At 73.0% G+C, this 19,734-nt stretch carries 18 protein-coding genes; 9 read left to right on the top strand and 9 right to left on the bottom strand.

The window, feature by feature from the left end:
* Positions 1–2 precede the first annotated feature (2 nt).
* The 4 genes from BN3788_RS05770 to BN3788_RS05755 form a co-directional block, all read right to left on the bottom strand.
* A complete protein-coding gene (locus tag BN3788_RS05770) occupies positions 3–1,676 on the bottom strand; it encodes an alpha-amylase family protein (protein WP_066582966.1) in 1,674 nt (557 codons plus the stop codon).
* Entirely contained in the window at positions 1,673–2,668 is a 996-nt protein-coding gene (locus BN3788_RS05765) for a TIGR03885 family FMN-dependent LLM class oxidoreductase (protein ID WP_082812631.1), read from the bottom strand. Before BN3788_RS05765 ends, BN3788_RS05770 begins: the two co-directional genes overlap by 4 nt.
* Positions 2,669–2,693: 25 nt before the next feature.
* Complete coding sequence (locus BN3788_RS05760) at positions 2,694–3,989, bottom strand: multidrug effflux MFS transporter (RefSeq protein ID WP_066582964.1); 1,296 nt, start codon at positions 3,987–3,989, stop codon at positions 2,694–2,696.
* 68 nt (positions 3,990–4,057) lie between these two features.
* Positions 4,058–5,560, bottom strand: coding sequence for an MFS transporter (locus BN3788_RS05755; protein ID WP_199824743.1), 1,503 nt, complete (start codon positions 5,558–5,560; stop codon positions 4,058–4,060).
* 288 nt (positions 5,561–5,848) lie between these two features.
* Here BN3788_RS05755 and BN3788_RS05750 point away from each other — a divergent pair, with 288 nt between their 5' ends.
* The 5 genes from BN3788_RS05750 to BN3788_RS05730 all read left to right on the top strand — a co-directional run bounded on the left by BN3788_RS05750 (position 5,849) and on the right by BN3788_RS05730 (position 10,605).
* Positions 5,849–6,928, top strand: coding sequence for a DUF4190 domain-containing protein (locus tag BN3788_RS05750; RefSeq protein WP_066582963.1), 1,080 nt, complete (start codon positions 5,849–5,851; stop codon positions 6,926–6,928).
* A 128-nt stretch (positions 6,929–7,056) separates the two neighbouring features.
* Positions 7,057–7,524: an NfeD family protein gene (locus BN3788_RS05745; RefSeq protein WP_066582962.1), complete on the top strand. Its 468-nt coding sequence runs from the start codon at positions 7,057–7,059 to the stop codon at positions 7,522–7,524.
* Positions 7,525–7,622: 98 nt separating this feature from the next.
* The gene (locus tag BN3788_RS05740; protein ID WP_066582961.1) at positions 7,623–9,104 is read left to right on the top strand and encodes an SPFH domain-containing protein; all 1,482 of its coding nucleotides are present in this window, start codon (positions 7,623–7,625) and stop codon (positions 9,102–9,104) included.
* 88 nt (positions 9,105–9,192) lie between these two features.
* On the top strand, positions 9,193–9,885 hold the full coding sequence (locus BN3788_RS05735; RefSeq protein WP_066582960.1) for an LmeA family phospholipid-binding protein: 693 nt from the start codon (positions 9,193–9,195) through the stop codon (positions 9,883–9,885).
* A gap of 3 nt (positions 9,886–9,888) precedes the next feature.
* Positions 9,889–10,605: a M50 family metallopeptidase gene (locus BN3788_RS05730; protein ID WP_066582958.1), complete on the top strand. Its 717-nt coding sequence runs from the start codon at positions 9,889–9,891 to the stop codon at positions 10,603–10,605.
* 125 nt (positions 10,606–10,730) lie between these two features.
* Here BN3788_RS05730 and BN3788_RS05725 read toward each other — a convergent pair whose 3' ends face one another.
* Both BN3788_RS05725 and BN3788_RS18530 read right to left on the bottom strand, forming a co-directional pair.
* Positions 10,731–12,629: a heavy metal translocating P-type ATPase gene (locus BN3788_RS05725; RefSeq protein WP_082812630.1), complete on the bottom strand. Its 1,899-nt coding sequence runs from the start codon at positions 12,627–12,629 to the stop codon at positions 10,731–10,733.
* 108 nt (positions 12,630–12,737) lie between these two features.
* On the bottom strand, positions 12,738–13,478 hold the full coding sequence (locus tag BN3788_RS18530; protein WP_315969739.1) for an HNH endonuclease family protein: 741 nt from the start codon (positions 13,476–13,478) through the stop codon (positions 12,738–12,740).
* A gap of 139 nt (positions 13,479–13,617) precedes the next feature.
* Between BN3788_RS18530 and BN3788_RS05715 the strand changes: the two genes are divergently transcribed.
* Together BN3788_RS05715 and BN3788_RS05710 are read left to right on the top strand one after the other, a co-directional pair.
* A complete protein-coding gene (locus BN3788_RS05715; protein WP_066582957.1) occupies positions 13,618–13,986 on the top strand; it encodes a hypothetical protein in 369 nt (122 codons plus the stop codon).
* Positions 13,987–14,158: 172 nt separating this feature from the next.
* On the top strand, positions 14,159–14,413 hold the full coding sequence (locus BN3788_RS05710; protein ID WP_066582954.1) for a TM2 domain-containing protein: 255 nt from the start codon (positions 14,159–14,161) through the stop codon (positions 14,411–14,413).
* Between the two features lie 72 nt (positions 14,414–14,485).
* Here the strand turns inward: BN3788_RS05710 and BN3788_RS05705 are convergent, their stop codons facing one another.
* On the bottom strand, positions 14,486–15,706 hold the full coding sequence (locus BN3788_RS05705; protein WP_159066857.1) for an exonuclease domain-containing protein: 1,221 nt from the start codon (positions 15,704–15,706) through the stop codon (positions 14,486–14,488).
* Positions 15,707–15,972: 266 nt separating this feature from the next.
* Between BN3788_RS05705 and BN3788_RS05700 the strand changes: the two genes are divergently transcribed.
* The gene (locus tag BN3788_RS05700; protein ID WP_066582951.1) at positions 15,973–16,596 is read left to right on the top strand and encodes a hypothetical protein; all 624 of its coding nucleotides are present in this window, start codon (positions 15,973–15,975) and stop codon (positions 16,594–16,596) included.
* 87 nt (positions 16,597–16,683) lie between these two features.
* Here the strand turns inward: BN3788_RS05700 and BN3788_RS05695 are convergent, their stop codons facing one another.
* Entirely contained in the window at positions 16,684–17,616 is a 933-nt protein-coding gene (locus BN3788_RS05695; protein WP_066582950.1) for an FKBP-type peptidyl-prolyl cis-trans isomerase, read from the bottom strand.
* Between the two features lie 147 nt (positions 17,617–17,763).
* Between BN3788_RS05695 and BN3788_RS05690 the strand changes: the two genes are divergently transcribed.
* Positions 17,764–19,194, top strand: a complete 1,431-nt coding sequence (locus tag BN3788_RS05690) for an amino acid permease (protein WP_234346507.1) — start codon at positions 17,764–17,766, stop codon at positions 19,192–19,194.
* Positions 19,195–19,232: 38 nt separating this feature from the next.
* On the opposite strand, the gene BN3788_RS05685 is transcribed toward BN3788_RS05690, so the two are convergent.
* Positions 19,233–19,673 carry an ATP-binding protein gene (locus tag BN3788_RS05685; RefSeq protein ID WP_066582949.1) on the bottom strand — a complete coding sequence of 147 codons (441 nt, stop codon included), beginning with the start codon at positions 19,671–19,673 and terminating at the stop codon, positions 19,233–19,235.
* Between the last annotated feature and the right edge of the window lie 61 nt (positions 19,674–19,734).

Genomic DNA, 19,734 nt, shown 5'->3' with positions numbered 1-19,734 from the left:
CGTCAGACCAGCCGCCGCACCCCCGGTGCCACGACGCGCAGCCACCGGTAGCCGTAGCCGTCCAGCGCGACCTCCACGGCGCCGTGCTCGTCGCAGGTCACCGTGCCCTGGCCCAGCAGGTCCACGAGTTCGACCTCCGTGTCGAGGTCGGGCAGCCGCAGCGGCACGGTCAGCGGCTCGGGGCCCAGGTTGTGCAGCGCGACGAGGGAGCCGTCGTCCCACGTGGCGCGGTGCGCGAAGACTGCCGCGTGGGGCTGGTCGAGCACCTCGACCTCGCTCCAGCCGAGCTCCGGGGACTCCCGGTAGCGGCGCACGAGCTGCTGGACGAACGCGAGCAGCGAGTCGGGGTCGTGGCGCTGGTCGGCCACGTTGACGTGCTCGGGCGCGAACCCGCCCTCCACCACGCCCCCGGGCAGGCGGCGGCGGGCGGCGGTGGAGAAGCCGCCGTTCTTCCCTGAGGTCCACTGCATCGGGGTGCGGACGGCCATCCGCCCGTCGAGGTCGAGGTTCTCGCCCATGCCGATCTCCTCGCCGTAGAAGAGCACCGGGGTGCCGGGCAGCGAGAACAGCAGCGAGTAGGCCATGCGCACGCGGCGCGGGTCGCCGTCGAGCATCGGGGGCAGCCGTCGGCGCAGCCCTCGGCCGAAGACCTGCATGTCCTCCTCGGGCCCGAACGCCGCGAACACCTCCTGGCGCTCGCCCTCGGTGAGCTTGTCGAGGGTCAGCTCGTCGTGGTTGCGCACGAACGTGGCCCACTGGGCGTCGCGGGGGATCGGCGGCCGGTCTTGCAGTGCCTTCTCGAGCGGCGCCGCGTCGGTGCGCGCCATCGCCAGGTAGAGGCTCTGCATGCCGACGAAGTCGAACATCATGGTCAGCTCGTCGCCGTCGCTGCTACCGAAGAACTTCACCTGCTCGGCATGCGGCAGGTTCACCTCGCCCAGCAGGATCGCGTCGCCGGAGCGCCGGCCCAGGAACGAGCGCAGCGCGCGCAGGTAGGAGTGCGGGTCGCCGTCCTCGGCGCCCGGCTCCACCTCGGCGCCTTCGAGCAGGAACGGCACGGCGTCCACGCGGAACCCCGATAGCCCCACCTCGAGCCAGAACCCCATGACCTTGGCAATCTCGTCCCGCACCTTCGGGTTGGACACGTTGAGGTCGGGCTGGTGCTTGTAGAAGCGGTGCAGGTAGTACTCGCCGGTCTTCTCGTCGAACTCCCAGATGGAGGTCTCCTGGTCGGGGAACACCACCTCGTGCTGCGTGGGCGGCGGCGCGTCGGAGCGCCACACGTAGAAGTCGCGGTAGGGGTTGTCCTTGCTGGACCGGGCGGCCTTGAACCACGGGTGCTTGTCGGACGTGTGGTTGACCACCAGGTCGGCGATGACGCGTATGCCACGGTCGCGGGCGGTGCGGATCATCTCCACCACGTCGCCGTGGGTGCCCAGGCGCGGGTCCACGCCGTAGAAGTCGGTGATGTCGTAGCCGTCGTCCTTCTCGGCCGTCGGGTAGAACGGCATCAGCCACAGGCAGGTGACGCCCAGGTCGGCCAGGTGGTCGAGTCGTTGGGTCAGGCCCGCGAAGTCGCCGATCCCGTCGCCGTTCCAATCCATGAAGGTCTCGACGTCGAGGCAGTAGACGACGGCGTTCTTCCACCACAGGTCGCCGGTGTCGGTGATCCTCATGCCGCCACCCCCACGCCGCTGAGCTGCGGGAGCACGTGCTCGCCGAACGCGTCCACGAACCCCTCCAGGTGCTGGCCCACATGGTGCAGGTACACCTGCTCGAAGCCGACGTCCGCCAGCTCGGCGATCTGGTCCGTGAGCCGCCCCAGGTCGGAGCCCACCAGCACGGTGCCCCGCACCTGGGAGTCGGGCACGTGCTCGCCGATGATGTCGAAGGCCTGCGGGGTGTCCACGTCCCAGCACACCGGGGGCGCGAAGGTGTTCGTCCGCCACTGGTCGCGGGCGATGGCCATCGCGGCCTCCTCGTCCGGCGCCCACGACAGGTGCACCTGCAACGCGAGGTCGCCCTGCCCGCCGGCGTCCCGGTAGGCGCCCGCGAGGGCGCGCAGCTTCTCGATCGGCTGGTTGGTGGTGATCAGCCCGTCCGCCCAGTCGGCATGCGCGCGGGCGGTCTCGACGGACACCGCCGGGCCGATGAGCAGCGGCGGGATCTCCGGCAGCGTCCACACCCGGGCCCGGTCCACCGTGACCAGGCCGTGGTGGGTGACCTCCTCGCCGGCGTGCAGCGCGCGGATGACGTCCACGCATTCGCGCAGGCGGGCGTCACGCGTCGGCTTGTCCGGCCACCTGTCGCCGGTGATGTGCTCGTTCGCGTTCTCACCGGAGCCGAGTGCCACCCAGAACCGGCCGGGGAACATCGCGGCCAGTGTCGCCGAGGCCTGCGCGATGATCGCCGGGTGGTAGCGCTGGCCAGGGGCGTTGACCACGCCCATCGGCAAGTCGGTGGTGGCCAGCGCGGCGCCCAGCCACGACCAGGCGAACCCGGAGTGGCCCTGGCGCTCACTCCACGGGGCGAAGTGGTCGGAGCACATCGCCGCCCCGAAGCCGGCGTCTTGGGCGCGTCGGACCGCGCTGAGCAGCGCGGTCGGGTGGACCTGCTCGTGCGAGGCGTGGAGCCCGATGGTTGTCATGCCGGACATTCCTACCGGCATCCCGGGCGGCTCGCGCGGTGAGACGTCAGTCTGTGGCGAGTGGCACTCCCACCGCCGGGCGCTCCGGCTGCCGGGTGTGCTCCTGCGCCAGGACGGTGCTCTGGGCCCGCCGCCACGTGCGGCGCAGGGTGAGCAGCAGGAGCGCCGAGACGAGGATCGTCCCGCACATGAACACCGCCATGACCAGCGCGCTCGGCGGGCCGCCGATCCCCGTCAGCGGCGCGATGACCGCCCCGAGCCCGAACTGCAGAGCGCCCAGAAGGGCTGCGGCGGAGCCTGCCCGATGCGGGTTCGCCTCCAGGGCGATCGCCGGCGCCGAGGGCATCACCAGCCCGGCGGTGCCGAGGGTCAGCATCATCAGCAGCGTCAGCGGCCAGAACGACGCGCCCGCCGCCGCCACGGCCACCAGCGCGAGCGACGCGGCCACCCCGCCGACCATGCCGCCCGCCAGGACCTGCTGCGGCCGGAACCGCCCCACCAGTGCGCCCGCGATCTGCGTCCCGGCGGTGATCGACACGGCGCCGCCCGCGAACACCCAGCCGAACTCCTGCGCCGTCAGCCCGTAGCCGTCCTGGAAGACGAATGTGGACGAGGACACGTAGGTGAACATCGCCGACAGGTAGAACGCGGATAGCAGCGCCAACCCCAGGAACCCGCGGTCCATCAGCAGCTCGCGGTAGGAGCGCAACGCCGCGATGGTGCCCCCGGTGCGGCGCCGCTCCACGGGCAGCGTCTCGCGCAGCGCCGTCACAGCGAGGATCAGCAGCGCGACGCCGACGGCCGTGAGGAAGGCGAAGATCAGCCGCCACGACCCGAGCCGCAGCAGCTGCGCGCCAATGGTCGGGGCCAGCACCGGCGCCACGCCCACCACCAGCATCAGCCGCGCCATCACCTTGGACACCGCATCGCCCGAGAACCTGTCGCGCACCATCGCCATCGACAGCACCATGCCCGCCGCCGCGGAGAAGCCCTGCAGCACCCGCAGCGCCGTGAAGAGCTCGATGGTCTGCACCAGCAGCATCGCCGCCGACGTCACCGCGTACAGCCCCAACGCCACGATCAGTGGGCGGCGCCGCCCGAACGCGTCCGACAACGACCCGATCAGCAACTGCCCCGCGGCCAGGCCCGCGAGCGATGCCGTGAGGGTGAGCTGGACGGCCGCCGGCGTGGCGCCCAGGTCATCGGCGATCTCGGGGAACGCCGCGAGGTAGGTGTCGAAGGTGAACGGCCCCACCGCCGTGAGGGCAGAGAGCAGCAGCACGAGGCCGAGGCTGATGCGCGTGCGTGCGGGCGCGGCGGCCTGGGCGCGTGGGAGGTCCATGAGGAGGGGAACCGCGCCGAGGCCGACGATTCTTCCCGTTGCTCACATCGTGGACAGAGCGGACAGGCCTATGTGGTCGGCTCGGCGGTGGGAGTGGGGGTGGGGGCGGCGATTGCGGTGGCGTCGGACAGGGCGCTCGCGGGCGTGGCCGGGCCAGTCCCGTCGTTGGCGCGGCGGGAGGCGACGACCCGGCCCGACAGCGCCATGGCCACCAGCGCGATCACCCCGGCCGCACCGAATCCCGCCATGAACGCCGAGTCCGACGACGTCCCGCCCAGCGCGCTGAACAGCGACCCGGCGAGCGCCAGCGCGAGGGCCGTCGCGATCGCGTCCATCGTCTGCAGGGCAGAGCTGTTGGCGCCCTGCTCAGCCGGGGTGGAGAGCTGCAGCGTGAGCACCGAGGTGGTGGGCATCGCCAGCCCGATGCCGAAGCCGGTCAGCGCCCAGCCCGCATACCCGATCAGCACCGGGGTGGCCGGCGCCACGAGCAGCGCGGCCATCGCCGTGCCGACAGCCATCACCAGCGTGCCGCCCCGCAGGAACACGGTGTCCCGCAGGGTGGTGACCCGGCCCCGCACCGACGAGCCCACCGACCAGGTGACCGCCGCCAGCGTGAGCACCGCACCAGCCCCGGACGGGCTGAGGCCATGCCTGCTCTGCAGCAGCAATGGCAGGAACACCTCGCCACCGAAGAACGCCGCGCTCATCAGGCCGCGCAGCAGGATCACCGTGGGCAGGCCCTGCCTCGAGCGCAGCGTGCCCGCAGGCAGCAGCGGCGGCAGGCTCACCGCGAGGGCCGCGCCAGCGAGGACGATCCACACCGCCGCGGAGACCCCCTTCTGCTGGCCGCCGTGGTGCAGCGCGAGGACGGCCACCGCCGCGAGCAGCGACAACGGCAGCAGGCGCTGAGCGGTGCGGCCCGAGGCGGCCCCGCCGGTGGCCCCGTCGTCCTGCGGCCCGAGCCCGGCCGTCGCCGGCCGCACGGCGAGCAGCGCGGGGATCGCCAGGGCAGGCACCGCCAGGAACACCCACCGCCAGCCCACGTGCTCCACGATCAGGCCTGCGATCAGCGGCCCCACCACGCCGGGGATCACCCAGGCGGCGGCGAACGCGGCGAACACCCGTGGTCGCACCAGCGCGGGATATGCCCGCGCGACGACGACGTACATCGCGACGATCTCCAGGCCCGAGCCGACGCCCTGCACCACGCGGCCCACGACCAGCATCTCCATGCTCACCGCGAGCCCGGCGACCAGCACGCCGAGGACGAACAGCGCCACGCCCCACACCAGCACCGGGCCCGGCCCGCGCCGATCCGACCAGCGGCCGGCCATCGTCATCCCGACCACGCTCGACGCGATGGGCGCCGCGAAGGCCATCGCATAGAGGTGGAACCCGTCGAGGGCCGTGGCGACGGTCGGCATCGCGGTCGAGACGGCCAACGCCTCGAAGGCCGACAGACTGGCGAGGGCCACGAGCCCGATCGTCACGATGCGGTGGCTGCCCCGCCACGGGCTGGCTGAGGCGGAGGTGGCGCCCGAGGGCGGCGTGGTGCCCGAGGGCGCGGTCACTGTCACTCCAGATGCGGTGCGGGGTTGACGTGCTGAGAGGCCGGGTGGCCGCGCGAGCGCGACTCCAGGAGGTCAGCGTGCCTCCCCGACGCCGATCCGCGCGAACGGGATTCCCCCTGGCTCGCCAGGCGGACGGGCGAAGCGGATCAACCGTGCGAACGGGATGAAAGCGACCACCTGGTGGACAGCGGCTTCACACGGGCCGACGACCTGCTTGGGTGGCGCCGCCAGGCGACTGCCCGCACTCGATCGAGCAGCGGGAATCCCCCGAATCCCCCCGGAGACATCGTGTCTGACCCCCAGGAAACGACCGACCCCACGCGGCCGATCCCCGCCCAGCCCGAGGGCGTCGCGCCGGCCGCCGATGAGTCCGCGACCCCGCAAGGCGAGGCCGCCGCCGAGGGCAGCGTCCTCGTGGTGGAGGCCGCGCCCGAGCAGGAGTCGGAGTCGGAGGCAGACGTGGACCCGGACGTCGAGGTAGAGGCTGACGCGAACGCGGAGACGCCTGTGGTGGAGGACGACGCAGTGGTCGAGCCCGCGGACGCCACTGACGTCCCCGACGTGGTCGATGCCTCTGACGTCCCCGCGGCGACGGTGCCTGTCGACGCCGCGCTGGCCACCGAGCCGCCGCCATACGGCACGCCGCTGGCCGCCCAGGGCGCCCCCGCCCCGACCGGCACCGACGGCCTGGCCATCGCGGGGCTGGTCCTGGCGTTCCTGGTCTGGCCCGTGGGCCTGGGCCTGTCGATCGCGGCGCTGGTGCGGACCCGTCGCAGCGGCCGGCCTGGCAAGGGCCTGGCGATCGCCGGCATCGTCGTCTCGACGCTGGCCTTCGTCGCGACGGTGGTCTCGACGATCATCCTCGTGACCGCGGGGATCGCCCTGGTGGAGGCGGAGGAGGAGCGGGTCGCCGCGGCAGCCGAGGCCGTCGATGCCGCAGAGGCCGCCGCCGATCTCGAGGCTGCTGAGGAGGCCGCGGCCGCCGCTGCCGCCGCTGAGAGCGAGGCTCCTGCGGTGGCGCTGCCGCCCGTCGTCGAGGGCTCGCTGGTGCTGCCCGGGTCGGTGGCGGGTCTGACCGGCAAGGAGCGCGGCTGCGAGATCCTCTTCGCCGACGACCCGAACAGCCTGTTCGCGATCGTCACCTCTGCCGGCGAGCAGGCGGACGACGCGATGCTGCTCACGGTGACCCAGCTCATGGAGGCCGCGAAGGCCGACCTGGGCGCCGAGCACGAGGCAGACGCCAACGCGCTGCTGGCGATCTTCCAGCCGGCGACCTACGAGCTGGCCGAGCCCGAGATGACCACTGCGCTCACCGAGGGCAGCGCCGCAGCCGACCGTCTCGCCATCGCCTGCGAGGTCGGCCTCTGACCTGGCTGTCCACCCCCCAGCCCTGCCGGGGCGCGCGCAGGCGCACATGACCTGAACGGGTCAACCCCCGGCGGGGCTGGAGCCGTCATACTGGCGGCACCCGCCCCCCAGTGTCGAAAGCGGCCCCCGTGCTCCTCTTCTCCATTATCGGAGGCATCGGCCTCCTGCTCCTGGTCGTCTCGCTTGTGCTCGGCGAGGTCTTCGGCGAGCTGAGCTTCGGTGACGTCGGGCTGTCCGGCTCCGCGGTCGGCATCGGCGCCGTCGTGTTCGGGGCCAGCGGCGTCATCGCCGTCGCGAACGACCTCCCCACGGTGTGGACCTACGCCTTCGCGGTGCTCTTCGCGGCCATCTCCGCGGCAGTCGCCCAGGTGATGATCAACCGGCTCGCCGACGGCGAGGACGCCCCGCCACCGGCGCTCGAGGGCGCCTTCGGCGTGCTCACCGCGACCACCGGGCCGGATGGCGGCGAGGTGCGGCTCGAGGGGGTCCGTGACCTGGAGAGCCGCCTGGCGTGGTCCGACGACGTCCTTGACGCAGGTCAGCGCGTCGTCGTGATCGGCGTCTCCGGATCGCGCGTGCGCGTGACCAAGGCCTGACCGGCGCCGGGGCGCCTGAGCACCCCGCGCCGTAGCTCCACCGCAGCACCGACCCCGTCCGCACCGACGAAAGGAGCCCCGGCTCGCCGGGGATCATCATGAATGACTTCTTCTCGGGTGGTGCGGCCGTCATCGCGGTCGCCGCCCTCGTCATCGCGTTCTTCGCGGTGATCGCCCTCATCACCAAGCGGATCCGCCGCGTGCCCCCGAACGAGGCCCTGATCATCGTGGGCCGCGGGGCGGGCCGGAACGCGGCGACCCCCGAGGGCGGCCAGCGGGTCATCGTCGGCGGCCGGGTGTTCGTGTGGCCGGTGCTGCAGCAGGGCTTCCCGATCTCGCTCGAGCAGCGCCAGATCGGCATCACTGTCGAGGGCGTCGACCGCAACCGCATCAAGCTCGCCATCAAGGCGTCCATCAACTTCAAGGTCCGCGGCGACGAGGAGGGCGTGCGGCGTGCCGCCCAGCGCTTCCTCTCCCAGCAGGCCACGCTGACCGACGTCATCAAGGAGTCCCTCGAGGGGTCCCTGCGCGCCATCATCGGCGACATGACGATCGAGCAGATCATCTCCGACCGGAAGTCGCTGCAGGACGCGGTGGTCGCCTCGACGAAGACGGACCTCGCGGAGCAGGGCCTGCAGGTCGACCTGCTCAACATCTCCGACATCTCCACGCCCGGCTCGGACTACCTGGCCAACCTGGGCCGTGCCGAGGCCGCGCGCGCCCGCCAGGTCGCCGAGGTCAAGGAGGCGGAGGCCCAGCAGGTCTCCGAGTTCGCCAAGATCCAGGCGATGGAGCAGATCGCGGAGCGGCAGCGGGACCTCTCGCTGAAGCAGGCCGGCATCAAGGCCGAGACGGACCGCGCCAACGCCAACGCGGAGGCCGCCGGGCAGCTCGCGCGCGCCGAGCAGGACCGCCTGGTCGCCACCGAGCAGCGTGAGGCCCTCGCCGAGCAGGCGAAGGTCACCGAGGAGCAGCTCGACATCGACGTCCGCAAGCCGGCCGAGGCCGCCGCGTACGCCGCCGTCCAGCAGGCCAACGCCGAGCGTGACGCCGCGAACGCCGCCACTGAGGCGGACGCGTTCAAGCGGACCCGCATCGCCGAGGCGAACAAGGTCGCCGCCGTGCAGGACGCCGAGGCGGCTGCCGAGGCGACGATCCGCGCCGGTAACGCCGAGCGGGACCGCCAGCTCGCCGAGGCGAAGGCCATCGAGGCGCTGGGCCTGGCCCGCGCCGCGGCGGCCCGTGCCGAGGGCCTGGCCGCCGCCGAGGCGACCAAGGCGCAGGCCGAGGCGCTGCGGGAGCAGGGAGCCGCCGTCCTCGCGCAGCAGGTCATCGCGCTGATGCCGGAGATCGTGCGGGCGGCAGCCGAGCCGATCGGCGCCATCGACTCGCTGACGGTGGTCTCCACCGACGGCGCCTCGGCGCTCACCAAGAACGTCGCGCAGGTGCTCAGCGAGGGGCAGGACGTCATCAAGTCCCTCACAGGGCTCGACCTGAACAGCCTGCTCAGCGGCGCCGCGGGCGGCGCGGCCGCCAGCGTGGTGGGCTCCGCGCGGGGTGGCGACGCGAAGGCGAACTGACCGCATCCGATGCGCATCCGACGCGGGGCGTCCCGGGGCCTGACGGCTTCGTGGGCGCCCCGCGTCCGTGACTCCTTACGCTGACCGAATGGGACGACGTCTTGGCATCACACTCCTGGTCCTGCTCGTGCTCCTCGTGGGGCTGGGCGTGATCGCGGACCGGGTCGCGGTGGCTGCCGCCGAGCGGCTGGCCGTCGCCAAAGTCGAGCAGAGCCTCGACGTCTCCGGGACGCCGCAGATCGACGTCCACGGGTTCCCGTTCCTCACGCAGGCCCTCAACGGCACCCTTGACGAGGTCACCGCGCACGCCGACGCGATCACGCTGGACGGCACGCCCCTCAACGACGTGGACGTCACGGCCCGCGGGGTCAGCACTCGGGCGCCGTACGCCGTGCAGCATGCGGTGATCACCGGCACGCTCAGCACGGGCGCGCTGGAGCAGCTCGTCACAGAGCACACGGGCGTCGCCGTGACGCTGAGCCCCGAGGGCGAGGAGCTCATCGCCATGGGCAACGCGCTGGGGCTGCCGTGGTCCGCGCACCTCGTCCCGCGCGCCGACGTCGGCGAGATCCGTATCGAGGTGACGAGCGTCCAGTTCGGCGGGGTGGAGGTCTCGGCAGGGTCGCTGCCCGGAGGTCTCGGGTCGATGCTGAACGACCTGGCCATCCCGATCGACGGGCTGCCCCAGGGTGTGGCGGTCACCGACGTGACGGTGGTCGACACCGGTGTGCGGCTCACCGCCACCGGAACCGATGTGCTCGTCCCGACCGGAGGCCGCTGACCTATGAACCTGCTCACCGACATATGGGAGCGCGCCACCACCACGCAGCCCGACCCGCCCCAGGCCGTGGTGCTGGGCGCCTTGGCGGCGGCACTGGTCTGCCTGGCCGTGCCAGTGCTGTGGCGGCTGACCCGGCATGTGCTGACCATCGTGCATGAGGGCTCCCATGCGCTCACGGCGCTGCTGACCGGCCGGCGGCTCGCTGGCATCCGGCTGCACTCGGACACCTCGGGGCTCACGTTGTCGGTGGGCAAGCCGCGCGGCCCCGGCATGATCGCCACCGCGTTCGCCGGGTACGTGGGTCCCGCGATCCTGGGGCTGGGCGCCGCCTGGCTCCTCGGCCAGGGGTACGCGGTGGGGCTGCTCTGGCTGTTGGTGCTCGCGCTCGCGCTGCTGCTGGTGCAGATCCGCAACTGGTACGGGCTGTGGTCGGTGCTCGTCAGCGGCGCGGTGCTGGTGGGCGTGACGTGGTGGGGGAGCGCGGAGCTGCAGTCCGCGTTCGCCTACCTGGTGACGTGGTTCCTGCTGCTGGGGGCCCCGCGCGCAGTGCTGGAGCTGCAGACCTCACGGCGCCGGAGCCGTGGCGCGTCCTCTGACGCGGACATCCTGGCGAAGCTCACGCGGGTGCCGGGCATCGTCTGGGTGGGGGTGTTCCTGGTGGTGTGCCTCGCGGCGCTCGGATGGGGGTCCACTTGGCTCGCCGGAGCCTATTTCGGGTAGTTCGCGGGCATATCCGGGCAGGTCAGGGGTGGTTCGGGTGGGTTCAGGACAGTTGTCCACAACTGTGGACCACCCTGTTCATGACGGTTCGCCGCTTTCTCGCGGCGCGACCTCGTGGCGGAGTCTCACGCGGCCGCGGGAGCGGTGCGGAGGGTCGGCGCTCGGGGCGTGACGGCATGGTCGGCGGGCTCGCCGCGACCGGCGCTGGAGGCGCGCAGGGCCCACAGGATCGTGGTCAGGTCGACGAGCTCCTGCAGCCCCGCGCCGACGATCGCGGGGATCATGCCGAACGCCGCGGTGATCATCAGGACCAGGCTGATGCCCACCCCGATCCCGATGGCCTGCATGGCCACCTGCACGGTGCGGTGGCCGATGCTGATGGCGCGGGCGGCGCGGTCCACGTCGTCGAGCAGGATGACGACGTCCGCCGACTCGGAGGCCGCCGAGGACCCCTTCGCGCCCATCGCCACACCCACGTCGGCGACGGCGAGCACCGGGGCGTCGTTCACTCCGTCGCCGACCATCATCACGGGCCGGTCCGGCAGCGCCCGCACGGCCGCGACCTTGTCCGCCGGCAGGCAGTCGGCGCGGAAGTCGTCGATGCCCACGGCGTCGGCGACGTGCCGGGCGGTGGCCTCGCCGTCGCCGGTGAGCATCACGGTGTGGCGGACGCCGAGCTGGCGCAGCCGGGTGACGGTGTGCAGCGATTCCGGGCGGACGGCGTCGGCCAGGGTGATCGACCCGGCATGGATGCCGTCGACGGCGAGGTACACCGCGAGCTGCCCCGGCTCGAGCTCGATTGGCTGGAGCTCCCCGCCGACGAGGCCGGCGATGTGGGCCTCCTTGCCCACGGCGACGCTGTGCCCGTCGACCTCGGCGCTGACCCCGTGGCCGATGCTCTCCCGCACGCCGCGTCCCGGGCTCAGCGCGAGGCCCCGGGAGGTGGCGGCGTGGACGATCGACGCGGCCAGCGAGTGGTTCGAGTACTGCTCGACGCTGGCGGCCAGTCGCAGCAGCTCGTCGGCGGGGAGCCCGTCGCGCGGCTCGACGGCCACGACCTCGGGCCGGCCGCGGGTGAGGGTGCCCGTCTTGTCGAAGGCGGCGGTCTTGACCCGCGCCAGGCGTTCGAGGGCCCCGCCGTTCTTGACGATGATCCCGTTCTTCGAGGCGCGCGACATCCCCGCCATGAACGCGACAGGGGTGGCGATGAGCAGCGGGCACGGCGTGGCCACGACCAGTACCTCGGCGAAGCGCGACGCGTCACCGGAGACGGCCCAGGCCACCCCGGCGATGAGGAACGCGACGGCGGTGAAGGGGACGGCCACCCGGTCGGCGAGCCGCACGAAGGGCGCCTTCGACTCTGACGCCTCCCGCACCAGCGCGACGATGTGCTGGTACTGCGACTCGCTGGCAGCGGCCGTGGCGCGCATCCGGATCCCCGCCGGGCCGTTCACCGCGCCGGACAGCAGCCCGTCGCCGGCCACGCGCTCGACGGGCAGCGACTCCCCGGTGAGCGACGACTCGTCGACTGTCGCGGTGGCGCTCAGCAGGTCGCCGTCGACGGGGACGACCTCGCCCGGCTTCACCACGAGCTGGTCGCCTGGCCGCACGTCGTCGACGGGCACGTCGTGGACGGCGCCGTCCGGTCCGACGGCGTGCGCGGTCTGCGGCGCGGCGGCGAGCAGGGCGCTGAGCTCGCGTCGGGCACGGCCTGCGGCGTAGTCCTCGAGCGCGACCCCGCCGGTGAGCATGAGCACGATGAGCAGCGCGGCCCAGTGCTGGCCGACGACGACAGTCGCGACGATGGCCGTCACGGCCAGGATGTCGATGCCCCAGGTGCCGGACCGCAGCTCGCGGACCATCGAGACGGCCTGCACGGCGGCGATGGCCAGCGCGTACCCGCTGATCACCCACTGTGCCGCGCCCCCGGCGCCGGTGGCGGTGAGGACCCCGCCGAGCGCCGCGATGCCGAGGGTCGCCAGGACGAGCGGGTACTGCCGGACGAGCGCGCGCCACCACTGCATGTCTCTGGTGTACGCCGCCCGCGAGGCCGCCGCCAGCAAGGCAAGGCTCGGCTCAGGGCCGTCCGAGAGCCGCGCCCAGGCCGGCCCGGCGCCCGGCTCGCAGGGGTGTCAGGAGGCTGCCGGAGCGGTGACGCAGCGGTCCAGCTCCCTGCCCATAGCGTCGTGCTCGGCCTGGGTCACCCACAGCCCGTAGGCGGATTTCACCCGGATCTGGCGCACCACGTACACGCACCGGTAGCCCTTGAGCGGTGGCAGCCAGGTGGCCGCGTCACCCGCGCCCTTCTGCTGGTTGAGCGGCCCGTCGACGGCGAGCAGATTCGCGGGGTCGTTCGCGAAGGCGGTGCGGACCTCCGTGGTCCACTGCTGGGCGCCCTTCTGCCAGGCGTCCGACAGCGCGACGACGTGGTCGATCTGCACCTCGGAGCTGCGCTCGCCGCGCTCGAACGCGATGACGGCGCCGCCGTAGGGGTCGGTGAGCGTGCCGGTGAGCACGGTGCAGCCGTCGGTGTCCGCCTTGAACGTCAGATCGGCCAGGTCGCGGCGCAGGATGTCGTTGCGGGTGTCGCAGCCGTTGCGGTCGACATCCGCCCAGGCCTGGCCGAACGCACTGCGCTCGTAGCCGGTCTTGGGCGCCCGGCCTTTCACGGCCAGCCCGTCGAGGGCGGTGCGCGCGTCCGCCAGGTCGGCGGCCGTCACGGGGACGTCGGCGCCCGCGCGGGCGTCCTGCCACATCGGCGTCCCGACGCCGATCGCGACGGCCAGGACCAGCAGCAGCGCCCAGCGGCCGCGCGTCGAACGGGTGGGACGGGCAGAGGACGAGCGGCTTGCTCGCGCACGGGGGGACGGCACGGGTGAACGGTGCCACACCCCGCGCGCCCCGCGCTCCCGCAGGGTTGGGGATGCCGCCACCGTGGTGCGGCGCCACGCTCGAAGGGACGCGCTCGGGGCCCCCGGGCGTCGTGCGATCACGCATCCGCAGGAGGCGGCCATGGCTGTTCCCCCGTTCCAGGACTTCCCCCTCGCCCCGCGCGAACGACCGTGGGATGCCGCTGCCGCCGAGAAGCGGGTGCGCGAGTTCACGGGCGCCGAGGACGGTCCGAACACGGCCTACGACGACGCGTTCCTCTGGTACGACGCGGAGCGCGAGGAGGACTTCACGGCGCACAAGCTGCTGATCGCGGACGTCGTCGACGGCAGGATCGAGGCCGTGCCACGCGGGATCTTCGCCGCGGCGGCGGTGATGGACGGCTCGCGCGGGGGTGTCGACCTGCCAGCGGCGGACATCCCCCAGGTGAAGGAGCAGCTCACGCGGTACTACGAGAAGTTGGGCGAGGAGCCGCCCTGGGCGCGCGGGTAGCGGGCTGGCTGCCGCTGGGTGTCGCAGCGCGCCGATATCGCGTCCCGTTTTGCGAGCCTCTGGGCTCCTTGCGTCATATGCCCCTCTACTCTGTGGGCTTCACCTAGCCGTTCGGCGAGCGGTCACCACGCGGCGGCCGCTCATCCGACACCTCACAGATTGGTTGGTCGCCATGTCCGAGACCGCTGCTCCCGCGGCCCGTGTCCTTGACCCCCACAGCAGCCCGCGCAACCGCACGGTCGCCGCTGTCCTGGCGTTCTTCGTCGGGGTGCTGGGCATTCACCGGTTCTACGTCGGCAAGATCGGCACCGGCGTCGCCATGCTCCTGACCTTCGGCGGCCTGGGCTTCTGGACGCTGTACGACTTCGTCATCATCTTGCTCGGCAAGTTCGAGGACAAGGAAGGCCGCGCGCTCGCCAACTGGTGACGCGCGTGCGCCCGGAGGGCCTGGCTCGTCGAGCCGGGCCCTCCGGCCGTCCCCGTGCGGGTCGGGCCGAGCTCAGGCCTCGGGCGCCTGCGCGAGCATCCCCGCGAAAGCGTGCTCGGTGAGCACCGGGATCCCGTGCCGTCGGGCCGTGCGCACCTTGCCGCACAGCGCGTCCGGGTCCGACGCCACGAGCAGCCGGGTGTCCTGGGTGACGTGCGACCAGGGCACGAGGCCGGCCTCACGCGCGAGGCCGTGCCACTCATCGCGCGGGCGGCTCAAGTCGTCGGTGAAGACCACCCGGTCGCCCTCCTCCAGGCCGATCAGCGGACGTTGGATGGGGGTGCCCGGAGGCGCCAGGGCGACGGTCAGGTCGTCGTCGCCCAGGCCCAGCGCGCCGGCGATGTCGCGCAGCTCGGCGGCCTCGATGGCTGTGAGCCCACGGCCGCCCGCCGCGGCGTCCACCAGGGCAGCCCGCGCGATCGACCCCAGGTAGGCGCGGTGCAGATCGTCCACGTCCGCGAGGTCCAGCCCGGCCTCCTGCGCGGCGGCCAGCAGCGAGCCGCGGTGCTGCGCGGACAGCGCGCGGTCCAGCAAGGCCTGGTCCAGCAGGTCCAGGTACTCGTCGGCGTGCGGCGGCTCGCTGACACGGGGGAGTCGGTCCGCAAGGGTCGCGAGCCAGTGGTGCAGCGAGCCGCTGTCCCCACGGTGCGCCGCGCGGGGCTCTGGGACGTCGAGTCCGTCCACCTGCTCCACGGGGACGGCGCCGGCGGTGTCAGCCCTGTCCAAGGTCCCCGCGTCCAGGTAGTGCCGCAGCAGCCCGGCGCTCGCCCGCGCGTCTCCCAGCGCGGACTGCGCGCCGTCGTACGGCACGCCCGCGAGCTCGCAGCACACCGCGAGCCCACGCGAGGCCCCGGGCAGCCGATCCCGGGCGAGCCGCATCGTGCACAGGCAGTGCTCCGGGTCCAGGCGCAGGGTTGTCCCCGCCCGGTCCAGCTCGGCCTGCAGGAAGCGCACATCGAAGCCCACGTTGTGGCCCACGAGCACGCGGCCGCCGAGCAGCCGCACCAGCCACGGGGCGACCTCCGCGAACGACGGCGCCAGCGCGACGTCTGCTCGGGGGATGCCGCGCCGCTCCTCCGCGCCCAGGTCGCGGCCGGGATCGAGGAGGGTGCACCACTCCTGCTCGACCACGCCCTTCGCGTCCAGGAGCACCACCGCGACCTCGAGCACGCGGTCGTCGCGGGTGGCGGAGAATCCGGTGGTCTCGAGGTCGAGGACGGCGTAGCCGGTCATGGGGCCAGCCTGGCGCATGCGCCGGACCGCGAATGGGGACGAACGGCCCGACCGTCTCGGGCGCAGTCTCCGCTGATGTCCACGTATCGGACAGGTTCCGCGCTCACCGTTCACTCTTTGTGCTGGTCAGCGGGCCGAGCCCGGAGTGTCGGCGAGCGGGGACCACAGCGGGTCCACCAGGATCGAGCCAGGGCGTGCCGGTGCGACGAGGCGCAGGCACCAGTTTGGCGCGCCCAGTCAGCAGGGGGCGACAGGGGGCGGTTCTGGTGGACAGTGTCGAGACGGTCGACGTGGCCGGGATGTGGGAGGCGCAGCTCGGGACGGGCACGCTGCCCCGGCCGCCTGGCGGCCTTGGCCCACGGGGCTGGACGCTCGCCGTCGCCGACGTGCTGGCCCCCTTCACCACCTCCGAGCACGTGCCGTGGGCCTATCACGACTACCGCCCGCTCGGCTCTCGTCGCACGGTGCACGAGGTCAACGGCGACGACGGGTTGGTGCGGTTCGCCGGGCTCGGGGCCGACGGCGCGGGGCAGCTGCTCGCGCAGCTCACCGTGAGCCAGCTCGCGACGACCCAACGCGACTCCCCGACCCTCGGCGCGGCCCTCCGATCAGCGGTGGCGCATCCGGGTGTCGTCGAGGTGCACGGCTACGCGGCCGGACCGGCTCGCGACGACGAGCGGATCACCGCCGAGGGCGTGTTCCTGTACGCGCTCCCGGACCTGCACGTGCCTGGCTGGCCGCATGACGGCGCCTGCGACTGCACCACGTTGTGGGAGTCCGCGCGGGACGGGTACGGCCTCGACGACGCCCGCGGCATGCCGCAGGAGCTGCAGCGCCGCGTCAACCCATGGCGGCCGGGCGAGCACTGCTGGCAGCTCACCTGGGACTGAACGGCGTGGGCTGACGGCGCCGGAGACGACGAAACCCCGGGACTCCTCGACGGAGTCCCGGGGTTTCGTCGTCAGATCAGGTGCAGATCAGGAGGCCGCGAGGATGTCCACGACGAAGACCAGCGTGGAGCCGGCCGGGATCGTGCCGGTGGCCGTGTCGCCGTAACCGAGCGACGCGGGCACGATCAGGAGCACCTGGCTGCCGACCGTCTGGCCGACGAGGCCCTGGTCCCAGCCCTGGATGACCTGGCCGGCGCCGATCGTCGTCGTGAACTTCGTGGAGCCCCACGACGAGTCGAATGCGGTGCCGTCCCACAGCCAGCCGCTGTAGTTCACGGTGACGGCCTGGCCGGCCTCGACCGCCGGGCCGGAGCCCTGGATGAGGGGCTGGACCACGAGCTCGGTGGGCGCGTCGCCCTCGGCGGGGGTGATCGACGGCTCGCCGTCCTCCGCCAGGGTGACGGTCGGCAGGCCCTCGACCGGGGCGACAGCCTCGCCCTCGGCGCGGTCCGGCACCGTCACGGCGTCGACGACCTCGATGGACATGATCGTGGTGCCCTCGGTGCCGGGGACGGCGAGCAGCACGCGCGCGCCCACCGACTGCCCGGTGAGCACCTCGTTGAGCTGCGGGACGATGTTCACGTCGCCGAGCGTGATCGACTCGTGCGCGGCGTCGTACGTGCTGCCCTGCGTGGAGCCGTCCTCGCCGGACACGGCGAGGTAGTCGACGGTCAGGACCTGGCCCTCCTCGAGCGCGGCGCCCGAGCCCTCCGACACGACCCGCGCGACGGCGGCCGAGACGGTGAACGGCCAGCTGTCGTAGGTGACGGTCGGCTCCGCGCCGAGGTCCCCTTCGACGGAGACAGCCTCGAGGGCCGCGATGTCCTCGGCGGAGGCGGTGGCCTCCGCGGTGGTGCTCGCGTCAGGGGACGAGGTGGGGTCGTCCGACCCGCTGTCACCGGAGCAGCCCGCGAGGAGCAGGGCGAGGGCGAGAGTGGACGCTGCCAGTCGTCGGCGCACGGATTCAATCCTTCAGGTCGGTCATCCCGTCCCGGAGGGCGGCGGACTCGACGACGGTACGCGAGAACCCTGGGTGTCCGCTGGGTGACGGGGCGCCGATCCGCATGGTCCCGGGGCGGACCCGGGTGGACTCGTTAGCCTCACACCGTGCAGCCCACCCCCCGACCGGACGCCCTGACGCCTGAGCCCCGCGGCGCCGACGAGCCCACGGGCGAGCAGCTCGGCACCGGACTGCGGGTGCGGCACCTGACGATGATGGGCCTCGGCTCCGCGATCGGCGCCGGGCTGTTCCTGGGCGCTGGGGCCGGCATCAGCCTCGCCGGGCCCGCGATCCTCGTGTCGTATGTCGTCGCGGGCGTGCTCGTCGTCCTGGTGATGCGGATGCTCGCCGAGATGGCCGCCGCGCTGCCGTCCAGCGGCTCGTTCTCCACCTACGCAGACGAGGGCATCGGCCGATGGGCGGGGTTCACGCTCGGCTGGCTGTACTGGGCGACGCTCGTGCTGGTGCTCGGCGTGGAGATCACGGGCGCCTCGCAGATCATCCACGGATGGCTGCCCGTGCTGCCGCAGTGGGCCATCGCGCTGCTCCTCGTGGCCGCGTTCGCCGTGGTCAACCTCGCGGCGGTGCGCAACTTCGGGGAGTTCGAGTTCTGGTTCGCCTCGCTGAAGGTCGCCGTGGTGGTGCTGTTCCTGGTGGTGGGCGCCCTGCTCGCGCTGGGCCTGCTGCCGGGCTCCGAGCCGGTCGGGACCAGCAACCTGCTGGGCCACGGCGGCTTCGCGCCGCAGGGTATGGGCGGCATCGCGGCGGGTCTGCTCGTGGTCGTGTTCGCCTTCGGGGGCATCGAGATCGTCACCATCGCGGCAGCCGAGTCGCGGGACCCGAGACGCGCCATCGCCGCCGCCGCCCGCAGCGTCGTGTGGCGGATCCTGCTGTTCTACATCGGCTCGGTGGCCGTGATGGTCCTGGTGTTGCCGTGGGACGCGCCCGAGCTGGTCGCGGGCCCGTTCGTCGCCGTGCTGAGCCGCACCGGGATCCCCGCGCTGCCGCTGGTGATGGAGATCGTGGTGGTCGTCGCGCTGCTGTCCGCGTTCAACGCGAACGTGTACGGCACCTCGCGGATGTCCTACTCGCTGGCCCGCCGCGGCGACGGCCCGCGCGCGCTGCTCCGGGTGTCCCGCCAGGGCGCGCCCGTCGGCGCCGTGGGCCTGTCGGTGGTGTGCGCGCTGGTGAGCGTGGGCCTCAACTGGCTGCTGCCGGACACGCTGCTGGGCATCCTGCTGAGCGCCGCCGGGGCCTCGCTGATCCTGGTGTGGGTGTTCATCGCGGTGGCGCAGATCCGGCTGCGGCCCCGGCTCGAGCGGGACGGGCTGCTGACCGTGCGGATGTGGGGCCACCCGTGGCTGTCCTGGGCGACGCTCGGCCTGCTCATCGCGTTCATGGCGCTGATGCTCACGGATGCCGATGCCCGCGGCCAGCTCGCGTCGGCGGTCTGCCTGTGCGCGGTGCTCATCGGCATCTATGCCGTGCGGAGCGTCGTGCGCCGCCGCCGTGCGGGACGGCTCCCCGGGCGCGGCTGAGGGGCGCCCGCCGCATGGGGGTGGGCGCGTGACGCGGGTCAGTCGTCGGTGCGGGCGTGCGGGCTCGGCGCCAGCTCGGTGGGCGCGTCGTCGTGCACCAGCTCGAACCACACCGTCTTGCTCTCGACCGCCTTGCTCTCGTCGTCCGTGTGCGCCACCGTGCCCCATCGGGAGGCCAGCCGGTCGACGAACATCACGCCGCGGCCACCCTCCGCCGTCGGCGGCGGGTTGCGCAGTATCGGCTCGGCGCGCGCGCCGTCGGAGACCTCGACCCGGGTGCGGACCCCGTCGACATCCACCCGCAGGTGCACCGGCGGATCGGCGTGCTCCACGGCATTCGTGACCGCCTCGCTGACCAGGAGGACGAGCAGGTCCAGTGCTGGGCCACCCACCCCGGCCTCGGCCAGCCGCTCGCGCGCCCAGCGGCGTGCGGGCGCCACTGCGGCGGTGTCTGGCTCTATTCGCGTCTCGGCGTGCATCTCTGGCCCCCTCCTCGTGCGCACCCGGCCCCGGTTCGTTCAGCCGGTGGCGCATGCACCA

It is taken from the genome of Cellulomonas timonensis, from assembly GCF_900046455.1.
Lineage (GTDB): Bacteria > Actinomycetota > Actinomycetes > Actinomycetales > Cellulomonadaceae > Cellulomonas_A > Cellulomonas_A timonensis.
The sequence above is the reverse complement of the archived record's forward strand: the minus strand, read 5'-3'. Positions and strand labels throughout refer to the sequence as shown.

Excerpts from the sequence above, each read along its gene's own strand:
- BN3788_RS05760 (WP_066582964.1), bottom strand. The coding sequence starts at position 3,989 with ATGGACCTCCCACGCGCCCAGGCCGCCGCGCCCGCACGCACGCGCATC.
- BN3788_RS05725 (WP_082812630.1), bottom strand. The coding sequence starts at position 12,629 with ATGCAGTGGTGGCGCGCGCTCGTCCGGCAGTACCCGCTCGTCCTGGCG.
- BN3788_RS05705 (WP_159066857.1), bottom strand. The coding sequence starts at position 15,706 with ATGACCGGCTACGCCGTCCTCGACCTCGAGACCACCGGATTCTCCGCC.
- BN3788_RS05730 (WP_066582958.1), top strand. The coding sequence starts at position 9,889 with ATGAACCTGCTCACCGACATATGGGAGCGCGCCACCACCACGCAGCCC.
- BN3788_RS05740 (WP_066582961.1), top strand. The coding sequence starts at position 7,623 with ATGAATGACTTCTTCTCGGGTGGTGCGGCCGTCATCGCGGTCGCCGCC.
- BN3788_RS05735 (WP_066582960.1), top strand. The coding sequence starts at position 9,193 with ATGGGACGACGTCTTGGCATCACACTCCTGGTCCTGCTCGTGCTCCTC.
- BN3788_RS05770 (WP_066582966.1), bottom strand. The coding sequence starts at position 1,676 with ATGAGGATCACCGACACCGGCGACCTGTGGTGGAAGAACGCCGTCGTC.
- BN3788_RS05685 (WP_066582949.1), bottom strand. The coding sequence starts at position 19,673 with ATGCACGCCGAGACGCGAATAGAGCCAGACACCGCCGCAGTGGCGCCC.
- BN3788_RS05710 (WP_066582954.1), top strand. The coding sequence starts at position 14,159 with ATGTCCGAGACCGCTGCTCCCGCGGCCCGTGTCCTTGACCCCCACAGC.
- BN3788_RS05765 (WP_082812631.1), bottom strand. The coding sequence starts at position 2,668 with ATGCCGGTAGGAATGTCCGGCATGACAACCATCGGGCTCCACGCCTCG.
- BN3788_RS05715 (WP_066582957.1), top strand. The coding sequence starts at position 13,618 with ATGGCTGTTCCCCCGTTCCAGGACTTCCCCCTCGCCCCGCGCGAACGA.